This is a genomic window from Streptomyces mirabilis (assembly GCF_039503195.1).
Lineage (GTDB): Bacteria > Actinomycetota > Actinomycetes > Streptomycetales > Streptomycetaceae > Streptomyces > Streptomyces mirabilis_D.
Window position 1 is genome coordinate 1,479,233 of record NZ_JBCJKP010000001.1, and the last position, 18,270, is coordinate 1,497,502.

Below are 18,270 nucleotides of genomic sequence, written 5' to 3' on the forward strand. Positions count from 1 at the left end.
TGGAGGCACCACCGTCATGAACGTCACCCGAGCCTTCACCGGGCGCCCCCGCGTCGACCACGCCCAACTGCCACCCGGCCAGTACGACGCGGGCGACGACTGGCCCGTCCTGTCCGCCGAGGTCACCCCCGACCTGGCACCCGCCGACTGGACCTTCCGGATCGACGGGCTGGTGGCCGAGCCGCGCACCTGGAACTGGGAACAGGCGCACGCGCTGCCCGCCTCGGCGTACGAGGGCGACATCCACTGTGTGACGAGCTGGTCGAAGTTCGGGGTGCGCTTCGGGGGTGTCCGCCTGGACGCGTTCCTGGACGCCGTGCGCCCGGACGCGTCCGCCACCCACGTGGTCGCCTACTCGCACACCGGGTACACGACGAACCTCCCGCTCGCCGACATCACCGGCGGTCGTGCCTGGATCGTCTGGGAGTACGAGGGGAAGCCACTGCCCGCCGAACACGGCGGGCCGGCGCGGCTGATCGTGCCACACCTGTACTTCTGGAAGAGCGCCAAGTGGATCGCGGGCCTCCGGCTCCTCGACCACGACGAGCCGGGCTTCTGGGAACAGAACGGCTACCACGCACGCGGCAACCCCTGGGAAGAACAGCGCTACTCCGGTGACTGAGACGATGACCGACACGTTCGTACCGCCCACCCGGTTCGCCGTGCCCGGGCGGATCGCGGTGAGCAACCGGGCCGCCGCCACCTGGCAGACCGCCACGCTCACCGAGATCCGCCGGGAGACGCCGGGCGCCGTCACCTTCCGGTTCGCGGTGCCGGAGTGGTCGGGGCATCTGCCGGGGCAGCACCTGATGCTGCGGCTGACCGCCGAGGACGGGTACGTGGCGCAGCGTCACTACTCCCTCGCGTCGCCGCCCGACGACACCGCGCACATCGAACTCACCCTCGACCACGTCGAGGGCGGCGAGGTCTCCGGCTGGTTCCACACGGTGGCGAGGCCCGGTGATTCGGTCGAGGTGCGCGGGCCGCTCAGCGGGTTCTTCGCCTGGCCCGGCGACCGGCCCGCGCTGCTCGTCGGCGCCGGCTCCGGTGTCGTACCGCTGATGTCGATGCTGCGCCACCACCGGGCCCGCGCGCTGGACGTGCCGCTGCGGCTGCTCGTCTCCGCGCGCGGCCCCGAAGAGCTCATCTACGCGCGGGAGTACGGTGCCGAGACCACGCCCGTCTTCACGCGCACCGCACCCGAGGGGATGGCCGTGGGACGGCTCGCGGCGGCGCATCTGGCTCCGCTGCTGGCCGAGCGGCCACCGGGTGGGTGGGAGGCCTATGTGTGCGGCTCCAACGGGTTCGCGGAGCACGCCTCGCGGCTGCTGGTGGAGGCCGGGCAGCCGGTGGACCGCATTCGTATCGAACGCTTCGGCTGAGACGTCTCGCCCGTCGAACCCGGTCGGCTGAGACGTCTCGCCCCTCGAACCCGGTCGGCTGAGACGTCCTCACCCGTCGAACCCGGTCAGTCGTGCGGAACGACCGCCACCGGGCAGTCGGCGTGCCGGATCAGTGACCGCGCGGCGCGGCCCGGGCCCCGGCCGGTGCGGCGCCCGACGACCAGCAGACCGGCCCGCGCGGACGCCTCCAGCAGACGGGGGCCGGGATCGCCGTCGACGCGGTGCTCGCGGACCGTGGTCCCGGGGAACCTGTGGCGCCACGGCCGCAGTGTGCTGGTGGGCAGGGCCCACGGGTGCACCACGTGCAGCTGCGCGGAGCGGACGGCGGCCGTGTCGAAGGCGTAGCCGATCAGGTCGTCGGCCGAGGCGTCCGGATCGAGTCCGAGGACGACGGGCAGGTAGGGCGCCGTACTCGGCGGTGAGCCCTTGACGACGGGCATCCGTTCGTCCTCGGGGAGTTCGCCCGCGCGCACCAGGACGACCGGGCGGTCGGCGCGGGCCGCGACGCCGAGGGCGACCGAGCCGACCGGGAACCCCGCGCTCCCCGTACGGCCGCGCGAGCCGAGGACCAGCGTCTCCGCCTCGACGGCCGCGGCGAGCAGCGCCGGGACCGCCGGTGTCGCGGTGCGGCGGGCGATGATGTCCAAGGCCGGGTGGGCGTAGGAGAGTTCGATGGCGGCCCGGTCGAGTGCGGCGCGGGTGCGCCCGGCGGGAACGTCGATGTCGTCTATGTCGTCGGTGTCGAAGACGCCGCCGGGAACGGCCGGTTCGGTCCCCGCGTGCAGCAGCCGCAGGGGGAGCCGGCGGCGCTGCGCCTCACGGGCGGCCCAGTCGGCCGCGTCCAGGCTGGATCGCGAGCCGTCGATGCCCACGGTGATCGTCCGCGTGTCGGTGCTCATGGCTCCCGCCTTCCCAGGGGGCGCGACCGCGGACAACTGCCCTTCGTGCGGAGATCGGTTACGCGCCAGTGCGCGTCGAGTGCTGCTGGATGGGCACAGGTCATGGTGGCTCCTGTTCGCTGCGTGGAGTGGTGCGCGGGTTCCACAGGAGGCGCGGATCAGTCACGCCAGGTGGGCCGAATCGTCCCGGTGCGGAGTCCGTTCGGCCCTCCGCGGGCGGGACCTTGGAGGCGAGGAGGTGAAGATGCGTACCCGGGTACGCGGTTGGCGCTGGCGCCGCAATCCACTGCGCCGCCGCTCGGACGTCGTCGAGGCGTGGACGGTACTGACCGTCGCCGTGCTGGTGTTCGTCGGTGCGCCGTCGGCCGGAGCCGCTGTGGGGTGGTGGCGGTACGAGAGCGCACAGGCACGGGCGGCGACGCAGCGGGCCGAGCGGCAGCGGGTGAGCGCCGTACTCGTGGAGACCGCGCCCGCGGCGGTGCCCTCGCCACAGGGTGCCAGGCTGCCCACGTTCCGGGTGAAGGTGCGCTGGACCGAGCCGGGCAAGGGGCCCCGGACCGGTGAGGCCCTGGTCCCCGCGGGCGGGCAGCGCGGCGACCGCGTCGCGGTCTGGCTCGATGCGCGCGGCCGGAACGTCGGTCCGCCGGTGACCACCGGCGCGGTCTGGCAACACGCGCTGACGACGGGTGTGTCGACCGCCGCGGGAGTCGTGGCCGTCGTACTCGCCTGGCACTTCGCCGTACGGCGGATCGCCGCGCGTCGCCGTCTGGCCGAGTGGGAGCGGGAGTGGGCGCGTACGGGGCCCAAGTGGCGACGGCACACGGCTTGATGGCGGGGGAACCACCCGTCGCAACGGCGGGGCATCCACCCGTCTTGACGGCGCGGAGTACCACCCGTCTTGACTGCGCCGGATACCACCCCTCCCGCGCCCTTTTCGCGCACCCCGTACTGCGCTCCGGCGCCGGACGCGCCTACGGTGTCGGCAGCGGCCGGTGCGCCATCGACACGGGAAGGACGCCATGCCCACGCTGATCAACCTGTGCGAGGAGCCCGACTTCTGTCTTCGGTTCGTCAACGGGGGCCCGATGGCCGACCGCGCGGTCGATTCCGTACGCGCCCTGTCCCTGGCCGCGGCCGCGGGCGGCTCGCTGGGTGATGTGAGGGACGCGCTGGTGGTGATCGGTGACGTCCGGGCTTCCGGGCGGACGTCCGTGCACGAGGGGGTCGAGCCGTTGCTGCGTGAGCTGTCGCGGCAGCGGGCCGCCGGACTCGCCGTGGTGGTCGGGCAGCACGGCGCGCAGTCCGTTCCGGTGGTGATCCGCAGCTCGGCCGTCCGCCTCGGCGTACCACTGCTGACCACGACGAAGGAGCTGCACGACTGGCACGAACTGATCCCGCGGCTGCGCGAGTACCGCTACCGGCAGGCCGAATGGCACGCCGATCAGCTCACCGCGCTCCTGAACCGGCTTCCGGACCGGCTCGCCGACGCGCACACGGTCACGGATGCGGACACGGACGCGATGCAGCGGATAGCGGACTGGCTGGCGGCCGCGGTGGACGCCGAAGTGGTGGTCAGTGATCCCCTGCGCGGTGTCCTGGCCGCGGCACCCGACGTCCTCACCCGGCAGCCCCCTCGCACCGCCTTTCCCCGGACGCGGACGGAGTCGCTCCCGCTGGGCGCCGCCGGTTCCGGCGCGGTGCTGTCGGTGACCCCCCGCCGTCCGCTCGACGACGTACGCACCGAGTTGATGGGGCACGCGGCGAAGGCGCTGGGTCTCATCGACCGGACTCGGCTGCCGGACCAACTGGCGGAGACCCGGCGCGAGGTGCAGCTGAGCGTCCTGCAACTGCTGATGGTGGGTGAGGAGGTGGCGGCCCAGCGCGTGCTGGCCGGCCTCGCACCGGGGCTGCTGGCGACCGAGTCGGTGCGTGTCCATGTGATCGACTGCGCGCGGGAGGACCGTGAGGTGGCGCTCCGGCAGGCGGAGGACGCGCTCGCCGGACGCGCGCTGCTGGCGCGGTGCCCGGTGTTCAATCACCTGATCGTGGTCGATCCGCTCCAGACGGACGAGGACGCTCCGGGCGGTGTGTGGCACACACTGGAGGCGGTCGTCGCCGCACTGCCCGGGCACTGCATGGGCGGCAGCCGGGTGTACGCGCTGAGCAGTGTGGCGGACGCGTACACGCAGGCGGCCGGCGCCCTCGTGACGGCGCGCAGGACGGCCGGCCGGGTCGCGCTCGCCGAACAGCGTGCCGACCTGATGGACGTCCTGCCGCCGGCCACGGCCCGACGGTGGGCGGGCACACTGCTGCGCCCGGTGCTCACCCTGCCGGCCGGGCAGCGCGAACAGCTCGTGCGGACACTGGAGTTGGGGCTCGAGTTCCCGCACACGGCCGTCGGCCGGCTGCTCGGCATCCACCGCAACACGGTGACCCACCGCATCAGCAAGGGCTTCGGTCTGCTCGGCCTCGACCGCGGCCAGGTCCTGAACCGGGTGGTGGTCTCGACGGCGCTCCAGGTCGTCGTGAAGTACGGTCATGACGCGCACTCGGCCGACCCGGCGGCGGACTTCACCGCGATGGTGTCCGCTCCGGAGGTCCGCGCCTGGGCCGACTCGTTCCTCGAGCCGCTGCGGGCCGACCGCCGCGATCTGCTGCGCACGCTCCGGGTCTGGCTGGAGAACGACACCCACACCGGTCGGACGGCCGCCGCCCTTGACGTGGCACCGGTGACGGTCCGCAGTCACCTGCGGGCCGCCGCGCCGCTGATCCAGCGCCACCTGCCGGTGGGCCCGGACGAGACGGAGGCGCTCGACGGAAACGAGCACGAGCAGGCGCTCAGCGGCGTACGCCCGTTGGCGTTCGCGCTGCACGCCGGCACCGGCCGCCCCTTCCTGCCGGCCGCCTGAGACGCCCCTCACCGGCGCCGGACTGTGCACCGGTGAGGTGGCGCGCCCGCCGTCCTGTGCACCGGAACGGCTCCCGTCCGCCCCGGCGGCGCGTCCGGCGGCCCGACTGTGCACGCGTGACGTGGCACGGCGGGACGGCGCTTCCTAGCCTGGCGCTCGCCCGCCCGACGCCGTGTCGGGGCCGGCGCGAAGGAGGTCGCCGTGAATGCCAACCGCTGGTCGCGCAAGAGTGAGGACGACCGGGTCGGGCGACGTGACTGCGGTTGGTCCGTGGCCCTGGCCCTCGGCCCCGGCGGCTGACCGAACGGTGGTCTGGCGGCCCTCCGGCGTCACACGTACGGTGTGATCATCCGCACCCGTGACGTCAAAAGGTGGTCCTTCATGGCCCAGTTCGACCTCCCCCTCGACGAACTTCGCGCATACCGCAGCGCGTCCGCCGAGCCCGAGGACTTCGACACCTTCTGGGCCAAGACCCTCCAGGAGACGCGGGAGCACGACCTCGACGCCCGCTTCGAACCCGTCGAGACGCCGCTCAAGACGGTCAAGGTGTACGACGTGACGTTCGCCGGGTTCGGCGGGCACCCGGTCAAGGGCTGGCTCACGCTGCCCGCCTGGGCGAACTCCGCCCTGCCCACGGTCGTCGAGTTCGTCGGCTACGGCGGCGGTCGCGGCCTCTCGCACACGCATCTGCTGTGGGCCTCGGCGGGCTTCGCGCACTTCGTGATGGACACCCGTGGCCAGGGCAGCGCGTGGGGCGGCGGCGAGACCCCGGACCCGGTGGGCAGCGCGCCCGCGTACCCCGGTTACATGACCCGTGGCATCGACGCCCCCGAGAACTACTACTACCGCCGGGTGTTCACCGACGGCGTGCGCGCGGTGGAGACCGCCCGCTCGCATCCGCTGGTCGACGCGGAACGCGTGGCGGCCGTCGGCGGGAGTCAGGGCGGCGGGATCACGATCGCGGTGGGCGGTCTGGTCCCCGACCTGGCCGCGATCGCGCCCGACGTGCCGTTCCTGTGCGACTTCCCGCGTGCGACGACGCTGACGGACCGGCACCCGTACCGGGAGATCGGCAACTACCTCAAGACCCACCGCGGCCGCACCGAGGACGTCCTGCGCACGCTGTCCTACTTCGACGGGGTGCACTTCGCGGCGCGCGGGCGGGCGCCGGCCCTCTTCTCGGTCGCGCTGGAGGACCAGACCTGCCCGCCCTCCACGATCTTCGCGGCCTTCAACGCCTGGGACCACGAGGACAAGAAGATCGAGGTCTACGACTTCAACGACCACGAGGGCGGCGGCCCCTACCAGGAGGCGGCCAAGCTGGCCTGGCTGCCCGCGCACCTCTGACGCGGCCGTGGAGCGGTGACGGCCGGTGCTCAGCCCGCCGTTCCGCGTGGTACGACCGTCGACAGGACCGCGGGCAGGGGGTACCAGTCCGCCGAGACCACGCTCGCGTGCTGCCGGGCGAGGAGGGCGACCCGGTCCAGGGCCTGGGCCTGGGTGGGGTTGGTGGCGTCGATGGCCGGTGGCACGTTCTGACCGTCGGTCATGACGACGAGGTAGTGGCGGTCGTCGTACCAGGCGGTGTCGATGGTGCCGTTCGCGTAGGTGGCGGCGTCGCCGTCGAAGATCACGAACCAGGGGCGGATGGCCGGGTCCGTGTAGCGGGTGCGCGGGTCGCCCGTGGCCGCGTTGTGGACGGCGGGGAAGGCGGCCGCCTCGCGCAGCCGCCCGGCCGCGGCGAGGTCGCGGAGGTGGGTGGCGTACTCGCGGTCGGTCCAGAGCGAGTCGAGGGGGTTGCTCTCCTCGACGGTTCCGGGGATCAGCTCGACCATGAACTTGCCCGCGAGGGCCGAGCGGGCGGGCCAGCCGTCGGCGCGTACGGCCGAGTCGAGGTCGGCGTGGGAGCCGACGATGTCGGCGGGGCGCAACAGGGCATCGCCGAGCTTCGCGGTGAGCAGGGCGTCCAGCTGGGCGGGACCGCGGCCGTTGTTGGCCTGGAAGCCGTCCTTCATCTCGATCTTCAGCTGGATCGGCCGGTGGCCCGGGTGCGCGTCGTGCCAGGCCTTGATGTCGGAGAGGCAGCCGGCGAGGTCGCGGTTGCGGGACTTGGTGCGCAGTTCGGAGGCGTTCGCCGCGTTCTCGCAGTTGTTGTCGTTGCCGATCGGGTTGCTGTGCGAGACGCGCCAGGAGGCGCCGAACACATTGGTCCACACGTCGAGTTCGAGCATTCCGGCGCCGGAGTCCAGCGCGTCGGCGAAGTACGTGTACTTGGCCTTGTCGTAGGAGTTGTGGACCCCGACGGAGGTGCTGGCGGAGTACGAGAGGTCCGCGGCGGTGGCGCCGGGGGCCGTGGTCAGGGCGAGGGCTCCCGCCGTCGCCACCGCGATCCCGGTACGCGCCAACACCCTCACATGTCTGTACATGTTCCCCTGCCTCCTGCGTCTCGGTGGTCAACCGACGTGCAGCGTAGGGGTGTTGGGTGACTTCCGGAAGATCCCGCGGTGAAGGACGACGGGCGACGACGACACATACGGAAGACGGATGCCGTCACACCGCTTCCCTCCAGTCCGACCAGTCGGTACGTTCGGGCCCGGAGTCCCGATGGATGACGGAGGTCCCATGACCCAGCCCGCGCCGCGTGTTCACGGCCACTGCGACGCCCGCTTCGCGGCGGTGCGCACCGCGTTCGAGGAGAACTTCCGGGATCGCGACGAGCTCGGCGCGGCCGTGACCGTCACGCTCGACGGCGAGTCGGTGGTCGACCTGTGGGGCGGTTGGGCCGACGCGGCGCGCACCCGGCCCTGGGAGCGCGAGACGCTGGTCAACGTCTGGTCGACGTCCAAGGGCCCGACCGCGCTGTGCGCGCACATCCTGGCCGATCGCGGGCTGCTCGACTTCGACGCCCCGGTGGCCGCGTACTGGCCGGAGTTCGCGGCGGCGGGCAAGGAGTCCGTGCTCGTACGACATCTGCTGTCGCACCGCGCGGGGCTGGCCGGGCTGCGTGAGCCGCACGATCTGGCCCAGCTGTGCGACTGGGAGCTGACCGTGGAGCGGCTGGCGGCGCAGCAGCCGTGGTGGGAGCCGGGGACCCGGTCCGGGTACCACGCGCTCACCTTCGGCCATCTGGTGGGAGAGGTGGTGCGGCGGGTCTCCGGGCTGCGGCCGGGCGCGTTCCTGGAGCGGGAGGTGACCGGGCCGCTCGGGATCGACTTCACCATCGGGCTGCCGGAGAAGGAGGCCGAGCGGGCGGCCGAGCTGGTGCATCCGCCGGTCGCCTCGAGCAGTGAACAGGCCGCGATCTTCGCCCAGTTGGCGCCTGCGGCGGTGGCCGCCCTCACCAATCCGCTGGTCGGCGCCACCGAGGCCAACACGGCCCGATGGCGGGCCGCCGAGATACCGGCGGCCAACGGCCACGGCACCGCCCGCGCGGTCGCCGCGCTGTACGGGATCTTCGCCGGGCGCGGGGCGTACGGCTCGCGGCAGGTGCTCTCCCCGGAGGCCGCGGAGCGGGTGCGCGAGGGGCAGGGCAGCTGTCGGGACCTGGTGCTCGGCGCCGGGTTCGAGCACGAGACGGAAGCCGGCCTCGGGCTGTGGCTGAGCGGGCCCAATGGCTCGTACGGTCCCCACCCGAGGGCTTTCGGACACGACGGCTTCGGCGGCTCCTGCGGTCTCGCCGACCCGGAGTCGGGCCTCTCCCTGGGGTACGTCATGAACCGGATGGGCCCGCACATCGCCGACGACCCAAGGAAGATGGCGCTCGTGGACGCCCTGTACAGCGCGCTCTGAGCGCGCCCGCGACGCCCGGTGGGTGCGGACTGAAACCGGCCGAACCGTCCGACCGCTCTTCCCTCGTGGTTTAGACCAATGCTAGATCTGGTGGCGCACAGAGCCCGCACGGCTACGTCTTGTCACCACGATCAGCACGCTCACCACGGTCACCTCTCAGGAGGCGCGGACATGGCCCGCACCACCAGTCCAACCAGCATCCACTCGTCCGACCAGGAGCCCCGCTACGCGCGGATCGCCGCACAACTGCTCGGCGAACTGCGCGACGGGACGGTTCCGCCCGGTGAACGACTGCCGGGAGAAAGGGAGTTAGCCACGCGCTTCGGCGTCAGCCGCGAGACGGTGCGGCAGGCGCTGCAGCGGCTGCGGCGCGACGGTCTCGTCTCCACCGACCGGCGCGGCAGCCACGCCACCCTGCCCGGCACCACCGCCGAGCACATCCCCTCGCTCGACTTCCCCGTCGGCGCGCACACCGCCGAGCCGTGCGCCGTCCACCGCGCCAGTGTCACCTGGGAGACTCCCCCGCCCGAGCACGCCGAGGCACTGGGACTCGCGCCGGCCCGGCCGACCCTCGTGCATCGCTACGAGTCGGCCGCGGCGGACGGCAGCGGACTGCGTACGGCCGTCACCTCGTTCTCCGCCGTCGCCGTGACCGAGGTCGAGGAACTCGCCCGCTACCGCGACCGTGCGGACGGCTGCGCGTCGGCGCAGCTGCGGCGGGCGTACGACTGGATGCGCAAGGCCGGGCTGACCCTGCACCACCGGGACGCGATCACCCGGCTCCCGCAGTCCGTGCGGGTCACCCGGCGTGTGCACGACCAGTACGACCGGCCCCTGGAGATCACCGAACTGCTGGTGGAGGCCCAACAGGACGCCCTCGTCTACGAGTTCACGCTGCCGGCGGCGGGGTGACCGGTCCGGGGACGCAGTCACGTGACAGATCCCAGGAGCGCCGTGGGCGACTAGGTTCGAGACATGACCACCAACGACGCACAGCAGATCGAGCGAGCGAACGCCACGGGCCGCGTCCCGGTCGTCTTCGTTCACGGCCTGTGGCTCCTGCCGAGCAGCTGGGACCGGTGGACCGCACACTTCGAGCAGGCGGGCTACGCGCCGGTCTCCCTGTCCTGGCCCGACGACCCCGACACGGTCGAGGAGGCCAACGCCCACCCGGAGGTCCTCGCCGGCAAGACGGTCGGGCAGGTCGCCGACCATCTGGAGTCACTGATCGGCGGCCTGGAGAAGAAGCCGGCGGTCATCGGCCACTCCTTCGGTGGACTGCTCACCCAGATCCTCGCCGGCCGGGGCCGGTCCGCCGTCTCGGTGGCGATCGACCCGGCACCGTTCCGCGGCGTGCTGCCGCTGCCGATCTCGTCGCTGCGCTCCGCCGCGCCGGTCCTGGGCAACCCGGCCAACCGACACCGGGCCGTCCCGCTCACCTTCGACCAGTTCCGTTACGGCTTCGCCAACGCGGTGAGCGAGGAGGAGGCCAAGGAGCTGTACGACACGTTCGCCGTACCCGCGCCGGGTGCCCCGCTCTTCCAGGCCGCCACGGCGAACTTCAACCCGTGGACCGAGGTCAAGGTCGACACCGAGAACCCCGACCGCGGCCCGCTGCTGATCATCTCGGGCGAGAAGGACCACACCGTGCCGTGGGCGATCGCGAACGCCTCGTACAAGAAGCAGCAGCACAACCCGGGCGTCACCGAGATCACCGAGATCCCGGGCCGTGGACACGCGCTGACCATCGACCACGGCTGGCAGGAGGTCGCCGACACCGCGCTGGAGTTCGCCCGCCGCTTCGCCTGACCTCCCGCGACAGCGCGGGTCAGCCGGAACCGGAAGCGGCATCCGAAGCGGCGGAGGCGCCGCCGCTTCGGGTGGCCACGACCATGCGGCATCGCGGGCCGCCGTCACGCCGCCACCCGAACTCGGGCAGCGCCAGGAGCTCCACCTCGAATCCCGCCCGCCTCAGCTCCCGTTGTACGTCGCCGAGCCGGAACGCCCGGTAGTACATGACGAACGGTGGCCGCCAGACCGCGTTGCGCACCCGCATCGCCGCGTCGAAACCCCACAGGGCCCAGTACCAGGGCGAACTCGCGCGCGGCGGGGCCGTGACGGGGAACGCGAAGCGGCCGCCCGGCCGCAGGACGGAGTGGACCTGGGCGAACAGCCCCGGCAGCTCGCGCGGCAGGAAGTGCCCGAACGCGCCGAAGCTGACGACGAGGTCGAAGACGGGGCCGAAGGGCAGGGCCCGCGCGTCACCCCGTACCCACGTGAGGCGCGGCGACATCCCCTGGTCCATGCCCTCGTACGATCCGGGGCTCGCCCCCGCTCGCGCGCCGGGCCGCGGGCGCGTTCGGGCGCCGGGGGCGCGACCCCCGGCGCTTCCGCTTCCGTACGCTTCAGTCCCCCCGTACCCGTCCGCTCCCGTCCCACGGCCAGCATCCCCGCGCTGATGTCGACCCCGGTGACCCGCCCCCGGCACAGTCCGCTCAGCACCTCCATGCCCGCGCCCGTGCCGCAGCACAGGTCGAGACCGTGGTCGAACGGGCCGATGGGGCCCAGTGCGCGGGCCACGGCGTCGAGGATCGCGTCCGGAGTCCGGAACGGCGTGTGGTCGAACTTGGGTGGGAGCAGGTCATAGCCGTGCTCGACGGAGGACAGTGCCTGCGCGGCGAGTTCGCGGAGGGTGGGACCTTGCGGGGTGAACATCGCCCTCAGCTTAGGGGCAGCGCGCGCCCCGGGCGCCGGTCTAGGGTCCCGTTCATGACTTCGTTCCGTCCCGCCCCCGCCTGGCTGGCCGACGCCGTCTTCTACCAGATCTATCCGCAGTCCTTCGCCGACTCGAACGGCGACGGCATCGGCGACTTCAACGGGATCGCCGAGCGCCTCGACCACCTCGCGTGGCTGGGCGTGAACACCGTGTGGCTGAACCCGTGCTTCGTCTCACCGTTCCGCGACGCCGGGTACGACGTCAGCGACTACCTGACCGTCGCACCGCGCTACGGCTCCCTCGACGACCTGGCCAAGCTGGTCGACGAGGCGGGCCGGCGCGGCATCCGGGTCCTGCTGGATCTCGTGGCAGGGCACACCTCCGACGAGCACCCGTGGTTCAAGGCCGCCGCGCACGATCCGACCGACGACCGGTACATCTGGGCGGCCGAGGGCCGTCCCGACGGCTTCGTTCCCTCCCCCGGCACCCGCCCGGGCACGTACCTGCCGAACTTCTTCGCCTTCCAGCCCGCACTCAACTTCGGCTACGCGCGGGCGAATCCGGCCGAGCCCTGGCGCCTGCCGGTCGACGCCGAGGGGCCGCGCGCCAACCGGGCCGCGCTGCGCACGATCATGGACCACTGGCTGGGTCTCGGCCTGTCCGGCTTCCGTGTCGACATGGCCGCCTCGCTCGTCAAGGACGATCCGGACAGGACGGAAACCGCCAAGGTCTGGGCCGAGTTGCGCCACTGGCTGGACGACGCGCATCCGGACGCGGTACTGCTCTCGGAGTGGGGCGAGCCGGAGGTGTCCGTCCCGGCGGGCTTCCACGCGGACTTCTTCCTCCAGTTCGGCGGCCCCACCGACGGCCTCGCCCTGCGCTCGCTGTGGAGCAACGGCGAGGGGACGGTCAACGAGAGCTGGGACCCGCTCGACTGCTTCTTCGACCGGAGTGGCCGGGGTTCGCCGCGCTCCTTCCTCGAAGCCTGGGAGAAGGCGTCCACCGCGCTCGGCGCGAGCGGTTTCATCTCCCTGCCCACCGCCAACCACGACTTCTCCCGCCTCAACTGCGGCCCGCGCACACCCGAGCAACTGCCCGCCGCCTTCGCGTTCCAGCTCACCTGGCCGACGCTCCCGGCGATCTACTACGGCGACGAGATCGGCATGCGCTACGTTCCGGGCCTGCCCGACCAGGAGGGCAGCGTCCTCGGCCCCCGCTACAACCGCGCGGGCTCCCGCACACCGATGCAGTGGGACGAGGGCCCGAACGCCGGTTTCTCCACGGCCGCGCCGGACCGCCTCTACCTCCCCCTCGACCCGTCGCCCACCCGCCCGACCGTCGCCACCCAGCGCGCCGACGAGACCTCGCTCCTCCACCTCGTACGCCGCCTCGTCACCCTGCGCACCCACACCCCGCAGCTCGGCTCCCGCGGCTCGGTGGAGGTGCTGCACGCCGGCCATCCGTTCGTGTACCTGCGCGGCGGACGCTACCTCGTGGTCATCAACCCACGGGAGCGGAGCGCGAGTTGTGCCTGCGACGGTGCCCGCGCCGGGGTGCCCCTGGAGGCCGACGGGGTCACGGTGAACGGCTCCACGATCACCGCCGAGGGCTTCGCGTACGGGATCTTCGACCTGGGCGCCGACCGCTAGTCGCCGTCCCTGCCCCGGTCCAGGAACGCGCAGACTCCGCAGGGCCGCCCGGGCAGCTGCGAGGAGGCCGCTCCGCTGGTCGTGTATCTGCTCTCCGACGAGTCGTCCTACGTGAACGGCACGGAGATCACCGTGGACGGCGGCTACTGCGCACACGGCGGTGTGAAGGCGATCGCGAACGCGCTCGACTCGGTGTGACCACCCGGCCCGGGGACGGCCGCCCCGGACGGGTCCTACACCGATCGGCACTGCGCGAGCCGCTTCTCCAGAAAGCGCCGCTCGGCGGCGTTCTCCACGAGCTCCAGCGCCCGGGCGTACGCCTCGGCCGCCTCCACCGGGCGTCCCATGCGGCGCAGCAGATCCGCGCGGGTGGCGGGCAGCAGGTGGTAGCCGTCCAGCTCGCCCTCCCGCTCCAGCTCCGCGACGAGCGCCAGCCCCGCTTCCGGGCCCTCGGACATGCCCACCGCCACCGCATGGTTGAGCCGCACCACGGCGGAGGGCACGAAGCGCGTCAGTTCCCCGTACAGCGCGGCGATGTCGGCCCAGTCCGTGTCCTCGGCCGTCGCGGCGGTGGTGTGACAGGCGGCGATGGCGGCCTGGATCTGGTAGGGCCCCGGGCGTCCGCGGCGCAGGGCGTTCTCCAGGAGGGCGGCGCCCTCGTCGACGGCGGCCTTGTCCCAGGCGGTACGGTCCTGGTCCTCCAGCGTCACCAGCTGGCCGGCCGCGTCCACCCGGGTGGCGCGCCGGGCGTCGTGCAGCAGCAGGAGGGCGAGCAGACCGAGGACCTCGGGTTCGTCGGGCATCAGTCGGGCCAGGACCCGGGCGAGCCGGACGGCCTCCGCGCAGAGGTTCGTGCGCACGAGGTCGGCGCCGGCCGTGGCGGCGTACCCCTCGTTGAAGAGCAGGTAGACCACGCCGAGGACGCCGGTGGTGCGTTCGGGCAGCAGATGCGCGGGCGGTACGCGGTAGGGGATGCCGGCGTTGCGGATCTTCCGTTTGGCGCGCACCAGGCGCTGCGCCATGGTCGCCTCGGGCACCAGGAAGGCGCGGGCGATCTCGGGGGTGGTGAGCCCGGCGAGGGTGCGCAGGGTCAGTGCCACCCGGGCCTCGATGGGGAGCGCCGGGTGGCAGCAGGTGAAGATGAGGCGCAGCCGGTCGTCCCGGACGCCGCTGTCGTCGCCGTCGTACTCCGGGTCTCCGGGCCCCTCGTCCCGTGCCAGCACCGCCGCCTCCCGCAGTTTCTGGGCCCCCACCGCCTCGCGGCGCAGCACGTCCAGGGCCCGGTGGCGTGCGGTCGTGGTCAGCCAGGCGCCGGGGCGGCGCGGCACTCCGTCGCGCCGCCACCGGTCCAGGGCCTGGGCGAAGGCGTCCTGTGCGCACTCCTCGGCGAGGTCCCAGTCGCCGGTCACCCGGATCAGGGTGGCGACGACCTGGCCCCATTCCTCGCGGAAGGCGGCGGCGACCGCCGCCTCCACGTCGCGGATGTCGTTCACTCCCAGACCGGCCGCACCTCGACCGAGCCGCCGCCCAGCGCCGCCGGATGCCGGGACGCGAGCGCGATGGCCTCGTCGAGGTCGGCGACCTCGATGAGGTCGAAGCCGGCCACGTACTCCTTGGACTCCACGAACGGCCCGTCGCTGAGCAGGACTTCGTCGCCCTGGACACGGACGGTGGTGGCGTCGGCGGACGGTCGCAGCCGCGCTCCGCCCTTGACGATGTCGCGGCTGCGGACCTCGTCGATGTACGAGGTGAAGCGGGGGTCGTCGGCGATCTGCGCGGGGCTCAGCTCCTCGCCGCCGACGGGGGTGCAGATGAACAGGACGTACTTCATGACAGGCCCTCCGTGACACCGGTGTCGAACGGGATCGAGGTGTGCTGGTGGACGATCTGCCAGCGGTCGCCCGCGGCGCGGTAGCCGGTGGTCACCCGGGCGGTGGTGTCGAGCGGTTCACCGGTGGCGAGCGTGGCGCGGATCCGTACGAGCGCGTGGCTGAAGGCGACGCCCTCGTCGACCCGTACGCGGAAGTCGGACACCTCGCGGTGCACGGGCCCGCTCAGGGTGGAGAACCACAGCTCCTCCGCCTTGCGCAGGGCTTCGACGCCGCTCTGTTCCAGACCGCTCACGGGGTGGAACACCTCGACGTCGGGGGCGTAGCAGGCCATCGCCCGGTCGAAGTCCCGATCCCGGCCGGCGGCGGTGAGTTCCGCGTCGAGCCGACGGATCTGGGTCTCGGCGTCCTCGTCGTCCCAGAAGGCGCGCACCTCCATGGCGCCGATGGTCGCCACGGGGTGCTGCGCGGCCACCTCGACGGCCTCCTCCAGGCTGTCGCAGTCGAGGATGTCGTATCCGGCGACGTACTCCTTCGTCTCGGCGAACGGCCCGTCGGTACGCAGCACCTCGCCGTCGCGCACCCGCACGGTGACCGCCTCGGCGGGGAGCCGGAGCCGGTGGCCGTGCAGCCGGACACCGCTGCGGGCGCCGTGCTCCTCGACCCAGGGCTCGACGGGCGCCATGCCCGAGGCGTCGGCGGTGTCGTCGCCGCAGACCAGCAACATGTACTTCACGGTTCCTCCCGGTGCTCATGAACTTCCTACACCCCACCGACGAACGGGACCGCCCCGATTCGACACCCTGGGCACGCGAAGGGGCCGGGACCCGGGTCCCGGCCCCTTCGTGACGTTCCGCGCTACGCGGTAGCCGTGCGCACCGACGGCTCACCGCCGACGCCGACCGCCGCTCGGGCGGTGTTCTTGCGCACCAGCAGCAGGGTGACCAGCGCGCCGAGCAGGGGGCCGCCGCGGCGAAGGAAGGGATCCTCAGCAGGTCCAGGTTGAACATGGGCGAGGCGGCGCGGGTCTCGGCGACGACGAAGCCGACGAGGGCCACCGCCGCGAGGGCCAGCGCGCCGACGATCGCCGCGCTGCCCCAGCCGCGGTCGCCGCCCTCGATGATGCCCCAGAGCAGGGCGGTGAGGCCGACGGCGATGGTGATCTGGCCCGGCCAGTCCAGGGCGCGGCCTTCGGGGGCCTTGGAGTCGGTGAGGTGACCAGTTTCCAGCAGGCGACCGCGACCGCCGGGCCGAGGACGACGGGCGGCACGAACGCCCAGCGGAAGTCGGCGACGGTGGCGAGGACCCCGGAGGACAGCGGTCCGACCGCGGAGGCGAGGGAGATGCTGAGCGTCCGGGTGGAGACCGCCTTGGCGCGGTCCTTCCCGTCCGGGGTGGCGGCAGGGGGCGCCCCGGACGGCGGCCACCGACCCCGCCTCGGTGGAGAGGTCCACCGGGGCGAGGGACCGCATGACACCGCCGGCCTTCTCGACGCGTTCCACCGTTTCCGCGGTGGCGTCGGCATCGAGGTCGCAGCCGAATACGGTGGCGCCTTCCGCGGCGAATACCTGGGCCGCGGCCCGCCCTATTCCGGCCCCGTTCCGCTGATGAAAGCGATTTTTCCGGCCAGTCGACCCATGATGGCCATGTCCCTTGTCCCGTACCGCCGGTGTGCGGTGCTGGCAGCGCGGGGACGGCCCTTGCCCAGAACAAGAAAAGGGTCGGCGCAGGGGCATCGCGGTGTCGTATGGCTGGTATGCGGTGCGGTGTCGTACGACGGTATGCGGCGCGGTGTCGTACGGCGGTATGCGCGCGGTCAGCCGTGGGAGGTGCCCAGCCGTACCGGAAGCACCCGCACGCTGTTGCCGACGAAACTGGAGTGCCGGGAGAGCTCCGCCTCCGTCACGGCGAGGTCGAGGTCGGGGAAGCGGGTGAACAGCCGTTCCAGGGCGATGGTCGCCTCCATGCGTGCCAGCGGGGCACCGAGGCAGTAGTGGGCGCCGTGTCCGAGGGAGAGGTGGCGGGCGGCGCCGGACCTGGCGGGCCGGGTGACGTCGAAGCGGTCGGCGTCCGGGCCGTGCACGGACGGGTCGCGCCCCGCCGCCGAGTAACCGGCCAGCACGGGCGTCCCCTTGGGGATCACCGTGCCGTCAACCGTCAGGTCCCGCACCGGATAACGGAAGGGGAAGTAGCTGACGGGCGCGTCCCAGCGCAGGGTCTCCTCGACCACGTCCGCCCAGCCCACCCCGCCCTCGCCCTTCATGACCAGCTCCAGCTGGTCCCGATGGCCGCAGAGCGCCCGTACCGCGTTGGTGAGGAGGTTGAGGGTGGTCTCGTGCCCCGCGATGATCATCAGTACCAGGGTGCCGATCAGCTCCTCCTGGCTGAGCCGGTCGCCCTCCTCGTCCCGGGCGGCGATCAGCGCGCTGGTGAGGTCGTCGCCCGGCCGCTCGCCCCGCGCGACGGCCACGGCGGTGAGCACGGCGACGAGTTCACGGTTGGCCGCCAGGGCCTTCTCGGGGCCGATGTCGGTGGCGACCACCTGGTTCGACAGGTGGTGCAGCCGGTCGCGGTGCTCCGTGTCCACCCCGAGCAGTTCCCCGACGACCCCCATGGGCAGCGGCATCGCGAAGTGCCTCCGCAGATCGACGACTCCGCCGTCCCGCTCGGCCGCGGCCCGGAGGTCGTCGAGCAGTCCCGCCGTCAACTCCTCTATCCGGGGCCGCAGTTCCTCGACCCGGCGCGCGGTGAACGCCTTGCTCACGAGCGAGCGCAGCCGCCGGTGGTCCTCGCCGTCCGCGGTCGTCATCCCCCGTACGGTCGCGAAGGTCGTGAGCGGCCACCCCGGCGTTATCCGCCCCTCCCGCAGCGCGGTGAAGTGCTCGGCGCCCTTGGCGACTTCGGGATGCGCGAGGAACTCCTTCAACGCCTCGTGACCGAGCACCGCCATGCCCGCCACCTCGCCGGGCAGCACCACCGCCGCGACGGCGCTCCGCTCGAGCAGCCGCGCGTTGTCGGCGTGCGGACAGCCACCGGCCGGGTCCATGCGGTGCGGCGTGACGGGAGAGGTGTCCAC

At 72.7% G+C, this 18,270-nt stretch carries 17 protein-coding genes and 1 pseudogene; 10 read left to right on the forward strand and 8 right to left on the reverse strand.

Annotation, left to right across the window (positions count from 1 at the left end):
• Nucleotides 1-16 precede the first annotated feature (16 nt).
• A complete protein-coding gene (locus AAFF41_RS07350) occupies nt 17-622 on the forward strand; it encodes a sulfite oxidase-like oxidoreductase (protein WP_319745789.1) in 606 nt (201 codons plus the stop codon).
• A 4-nt stretch (nt 623-626) separates the two neighbouring features.
• A complete protein-coding gene (locus tag AAFF41_RS07355; protein WP_343326264.1) occupies nt 627-1,382 on the forward strand; it encodes a ferredoxin reductase in 756 nt (251 codons plus the stop codon).
• Between the two features lie 86 nt (nt 1,383-1,468).
• On the opposite strand, the gene AAFF41_RS07360 is transcribed toward AAFF41_RS07355, so the two are convergent.
• Nucleotides 1,469-2,302 carry a universal stress protein gene (locus tag AAFF41_RS07360; protein ID WP_319745785.1) on the reverse strand — a complete coding sequence of 278 codons (834 nt, stop codon included), beginning with the start codon at nt 2,300-2,302 and terminating at the stop codon, nt 1,469-1,471.
• 244 nt (nt 2,303-2,546) lie between these two features.
• On the opposite strand from AAFF41_RS07360, the gene AAFF41_RS07365 reads away from it, so the two are divergent.
• The 3 genes from AAFF41_RS07365 (at nt 2,547) to AAFF41_RS07375 (ending at nt 6,558) form a co-directional block, all read left to right on the forward strand.
• Nucleotides 2,547-3,131, forward strand: a complete 585-nt coding sequence (locus AAFF41_RS07365; protein ID WP_343323729.1) for an Rv1733c family protein — start codon at nt 2,547-2,549, stop codon at nt 3,129-3,131.
• A gap of 190 nt (nt 3,132-3,321) precedes the next feature.
• A complete protein-coding gene (locus tag AAFF41_RS07370) occupies nt 3,322-5,211 on the forward strand; it encodes a CdaR family protein (protein ID WP_319745781.1) in 1,890 nt (629 codons plus the stop codon).
• 381 nt (nt 5,212-5,592) lie between these two features.
• Entirely contained in the window at nt 5,593-6,558 is a 966-nt protein-coding gene (locus AAFF41_RS07375; protein ID WP_319745779.1) for an acetylxylan esterase, read from the forward strand.
• A gap of 29 nt (nt 6,559-6,587) precedes the next feature.
• Here AAFF41_RS07375 and AAFF41_RS07380 read toward each other — a convergent pair whose 3' ends face one another.
• Nucleotides 6,588-7,637 (reverse strand): phosphatidylinositol-specific phospholipase C domain-containing protein, encoded by a 1,050-nt coding sequence (locus tag AAFF41_RS07380; RefSeq protein WP_319745776.1) that lies wholly within the window; start codon nt 7,635-7,637, stop codon nt 6,588-6,590.
• A 196-nt stretch (nt 7,638-7,833) separates the two neighbouring features.
• Between AAFF41_RS07380 and AAFF41_RS07385 the strand changes: the two genes are divergently transcribed.
• From AAFF41_RS07385 to AAFF41_RS07395, 3 genes are all read left to right on the forward strand, one after another.
• The gene (locus AAFF41_RS07385) at nt 7,834-9,000 is read left to right on the forward strand and encodes a serine hydrolase domain-containing protein (RefSeq protein ID WP_319745773.1); all 1,167 of its coding nucleotides are present in this window, start codon (nt 7,834-7,836) and stop codon (nt 8,998-9,000) included.
• A 171-nt stretch (nt 9,001-9,171) separates the two neighbouring features.
• The gene (locus AAFF41_RS07390) at nt 9,172-9,912 is read left to right on the forward strand and encodes a GntR family transcriptional regulator (RefSeq protein WP_319745770.1); all 741 of its coding nucleotides are present in this window, start codon (nt 9,172-9,174) and stop codon (nt 9,910-9,912) included.
• 63 nt (nt 9,913-9,975) lie between these two features.
• Complete coding sequence (locus tag AAFF41_RS07395) at nt 9,976-10,809, forward strand: alpha/beta hydrolase (protein ID WP_319745766.1); 834 nt, start codon at nt 9,976-9,978, stop codon at nt 10,807-10,809.
• Between the two features lie 19 nt (nt 10,810-10,828).
• Here the strand turns inward: AAFF41_RS07395 and AAFF41_RS07400 are convergent.
• Nucleotides 10,829-11,715: pseudogene (locus tag AAFF41_RS07400) on the reverse strand (class I SAM-dependent methyltransferase); the annotation flags it as partial.
• Between the two features lie 54 nt (nt 11,716-11,769).
• Between AAFF41_RS07400 and AAFF41_RS07405 the strand changes: the two are divergent.
• Together AAFF41_RS07405 and AAFF41_RS07410 are read left to right on the forward strand one after the other, a co-directional pair.
• Nucleotides 11,770-13,365, forward strand: coding sequence for an alpha-amylase family glycosyl hydrolase (locus AAFF41_RS07405; RefSeq protein WP_319745761.1), 1,596 nt, complete (start codon nt 11,770-11,772; stop codon nt 13,363-13,365).
• A gap of 75 nt (nt 13,366-13,440) precedes the next feature.
• Entirely contained in the window at nt 13,441-13,563 is a 123-nt protein-coding gene (locus AAFF41_RS07410; protein ID WP_425526237.1) for an SDR family oxidoreductase, read from the forward strand.
• A gap of 35 nt (nt 13,564-13,598) precedes the next feature.
• Here the strand turns inward: AAFF41_RS07410 and AAFF41_RS07415 are convergent, their stop codons facing one another.
• From AAFF41_RS07415 to AAFF41_RS07435, 5 genes are all read right to left on the reverse strand, one after another.
• The gene (locus AAFF41_RS07415; RefSeq protein ID WP_415925839.1) at nt 13,599-14,849 is read right to left on the reverse strand and encodes an RNA polymerase sigma factor; all 1,251 of its coding nucleotides are present in this window, start codon (nt 14,847-14,849) and stop codon (nt 13,599-13,601) included.
• Between the two features lie 5 nt (nt 14,850-14,854).
• Complete coding sequence (locus AAFF41_RS07420; RefSeq protein WP_319745757.1) at nt 14,855-15,196, reverse strand: YciI family protein; 342 nt, start codon at nt 15,194-15,196, stop codon at nt 14,855-14,857.
• Nucleotides 15,193-15,921 carry a nuclear transport factor 2 family protein gene (locus AAFF41_RS07425; protein ID WP_343326265.1) on the reverse strand — a complete coding sequence of 243 codons (729 nt, stop codon included), beginning with the start codon at nt 15,919-15,921 and terminating at the stop codon, nt 15,193-15,195. The genes AAFF41_RS07420 and AAFF41_RS07425 overlap by 4 nt, the downstream gene beginning before the upstream one ends.
• Nucleotides 15,922-16,182: 261 nt before the next feature.
• The gene (locus AAFF41_RS07430; RefSeq protein WP_343323730.1) at nt 16,183-16,719 is read right to left on the reverse strand and encodes an MFS transporter; all 537 of its coding nucleotides are present in this window, start codon (nt 16,717-16,719) and stop codon (nt 16,183-16,185) included.
• Between the two features lie 291 nt (nt 16,720-17,010).
• Nucleotides 17,011-18,240 carry a cytochrome P450 family protein gene (locus tag AAFF41_RS07435; RefSeq protein WP_343326266.1) on the reverse strand — a complete coding sequence of 410 codons (1,230 nt, stop codon included), beginning with the start codon at nt 18,238-18,240 and terminating at the stop codon, nt 17,011-17,013.
• Nucleotides 18,241-18,270 lie beyond the last annotated feature (30 nt).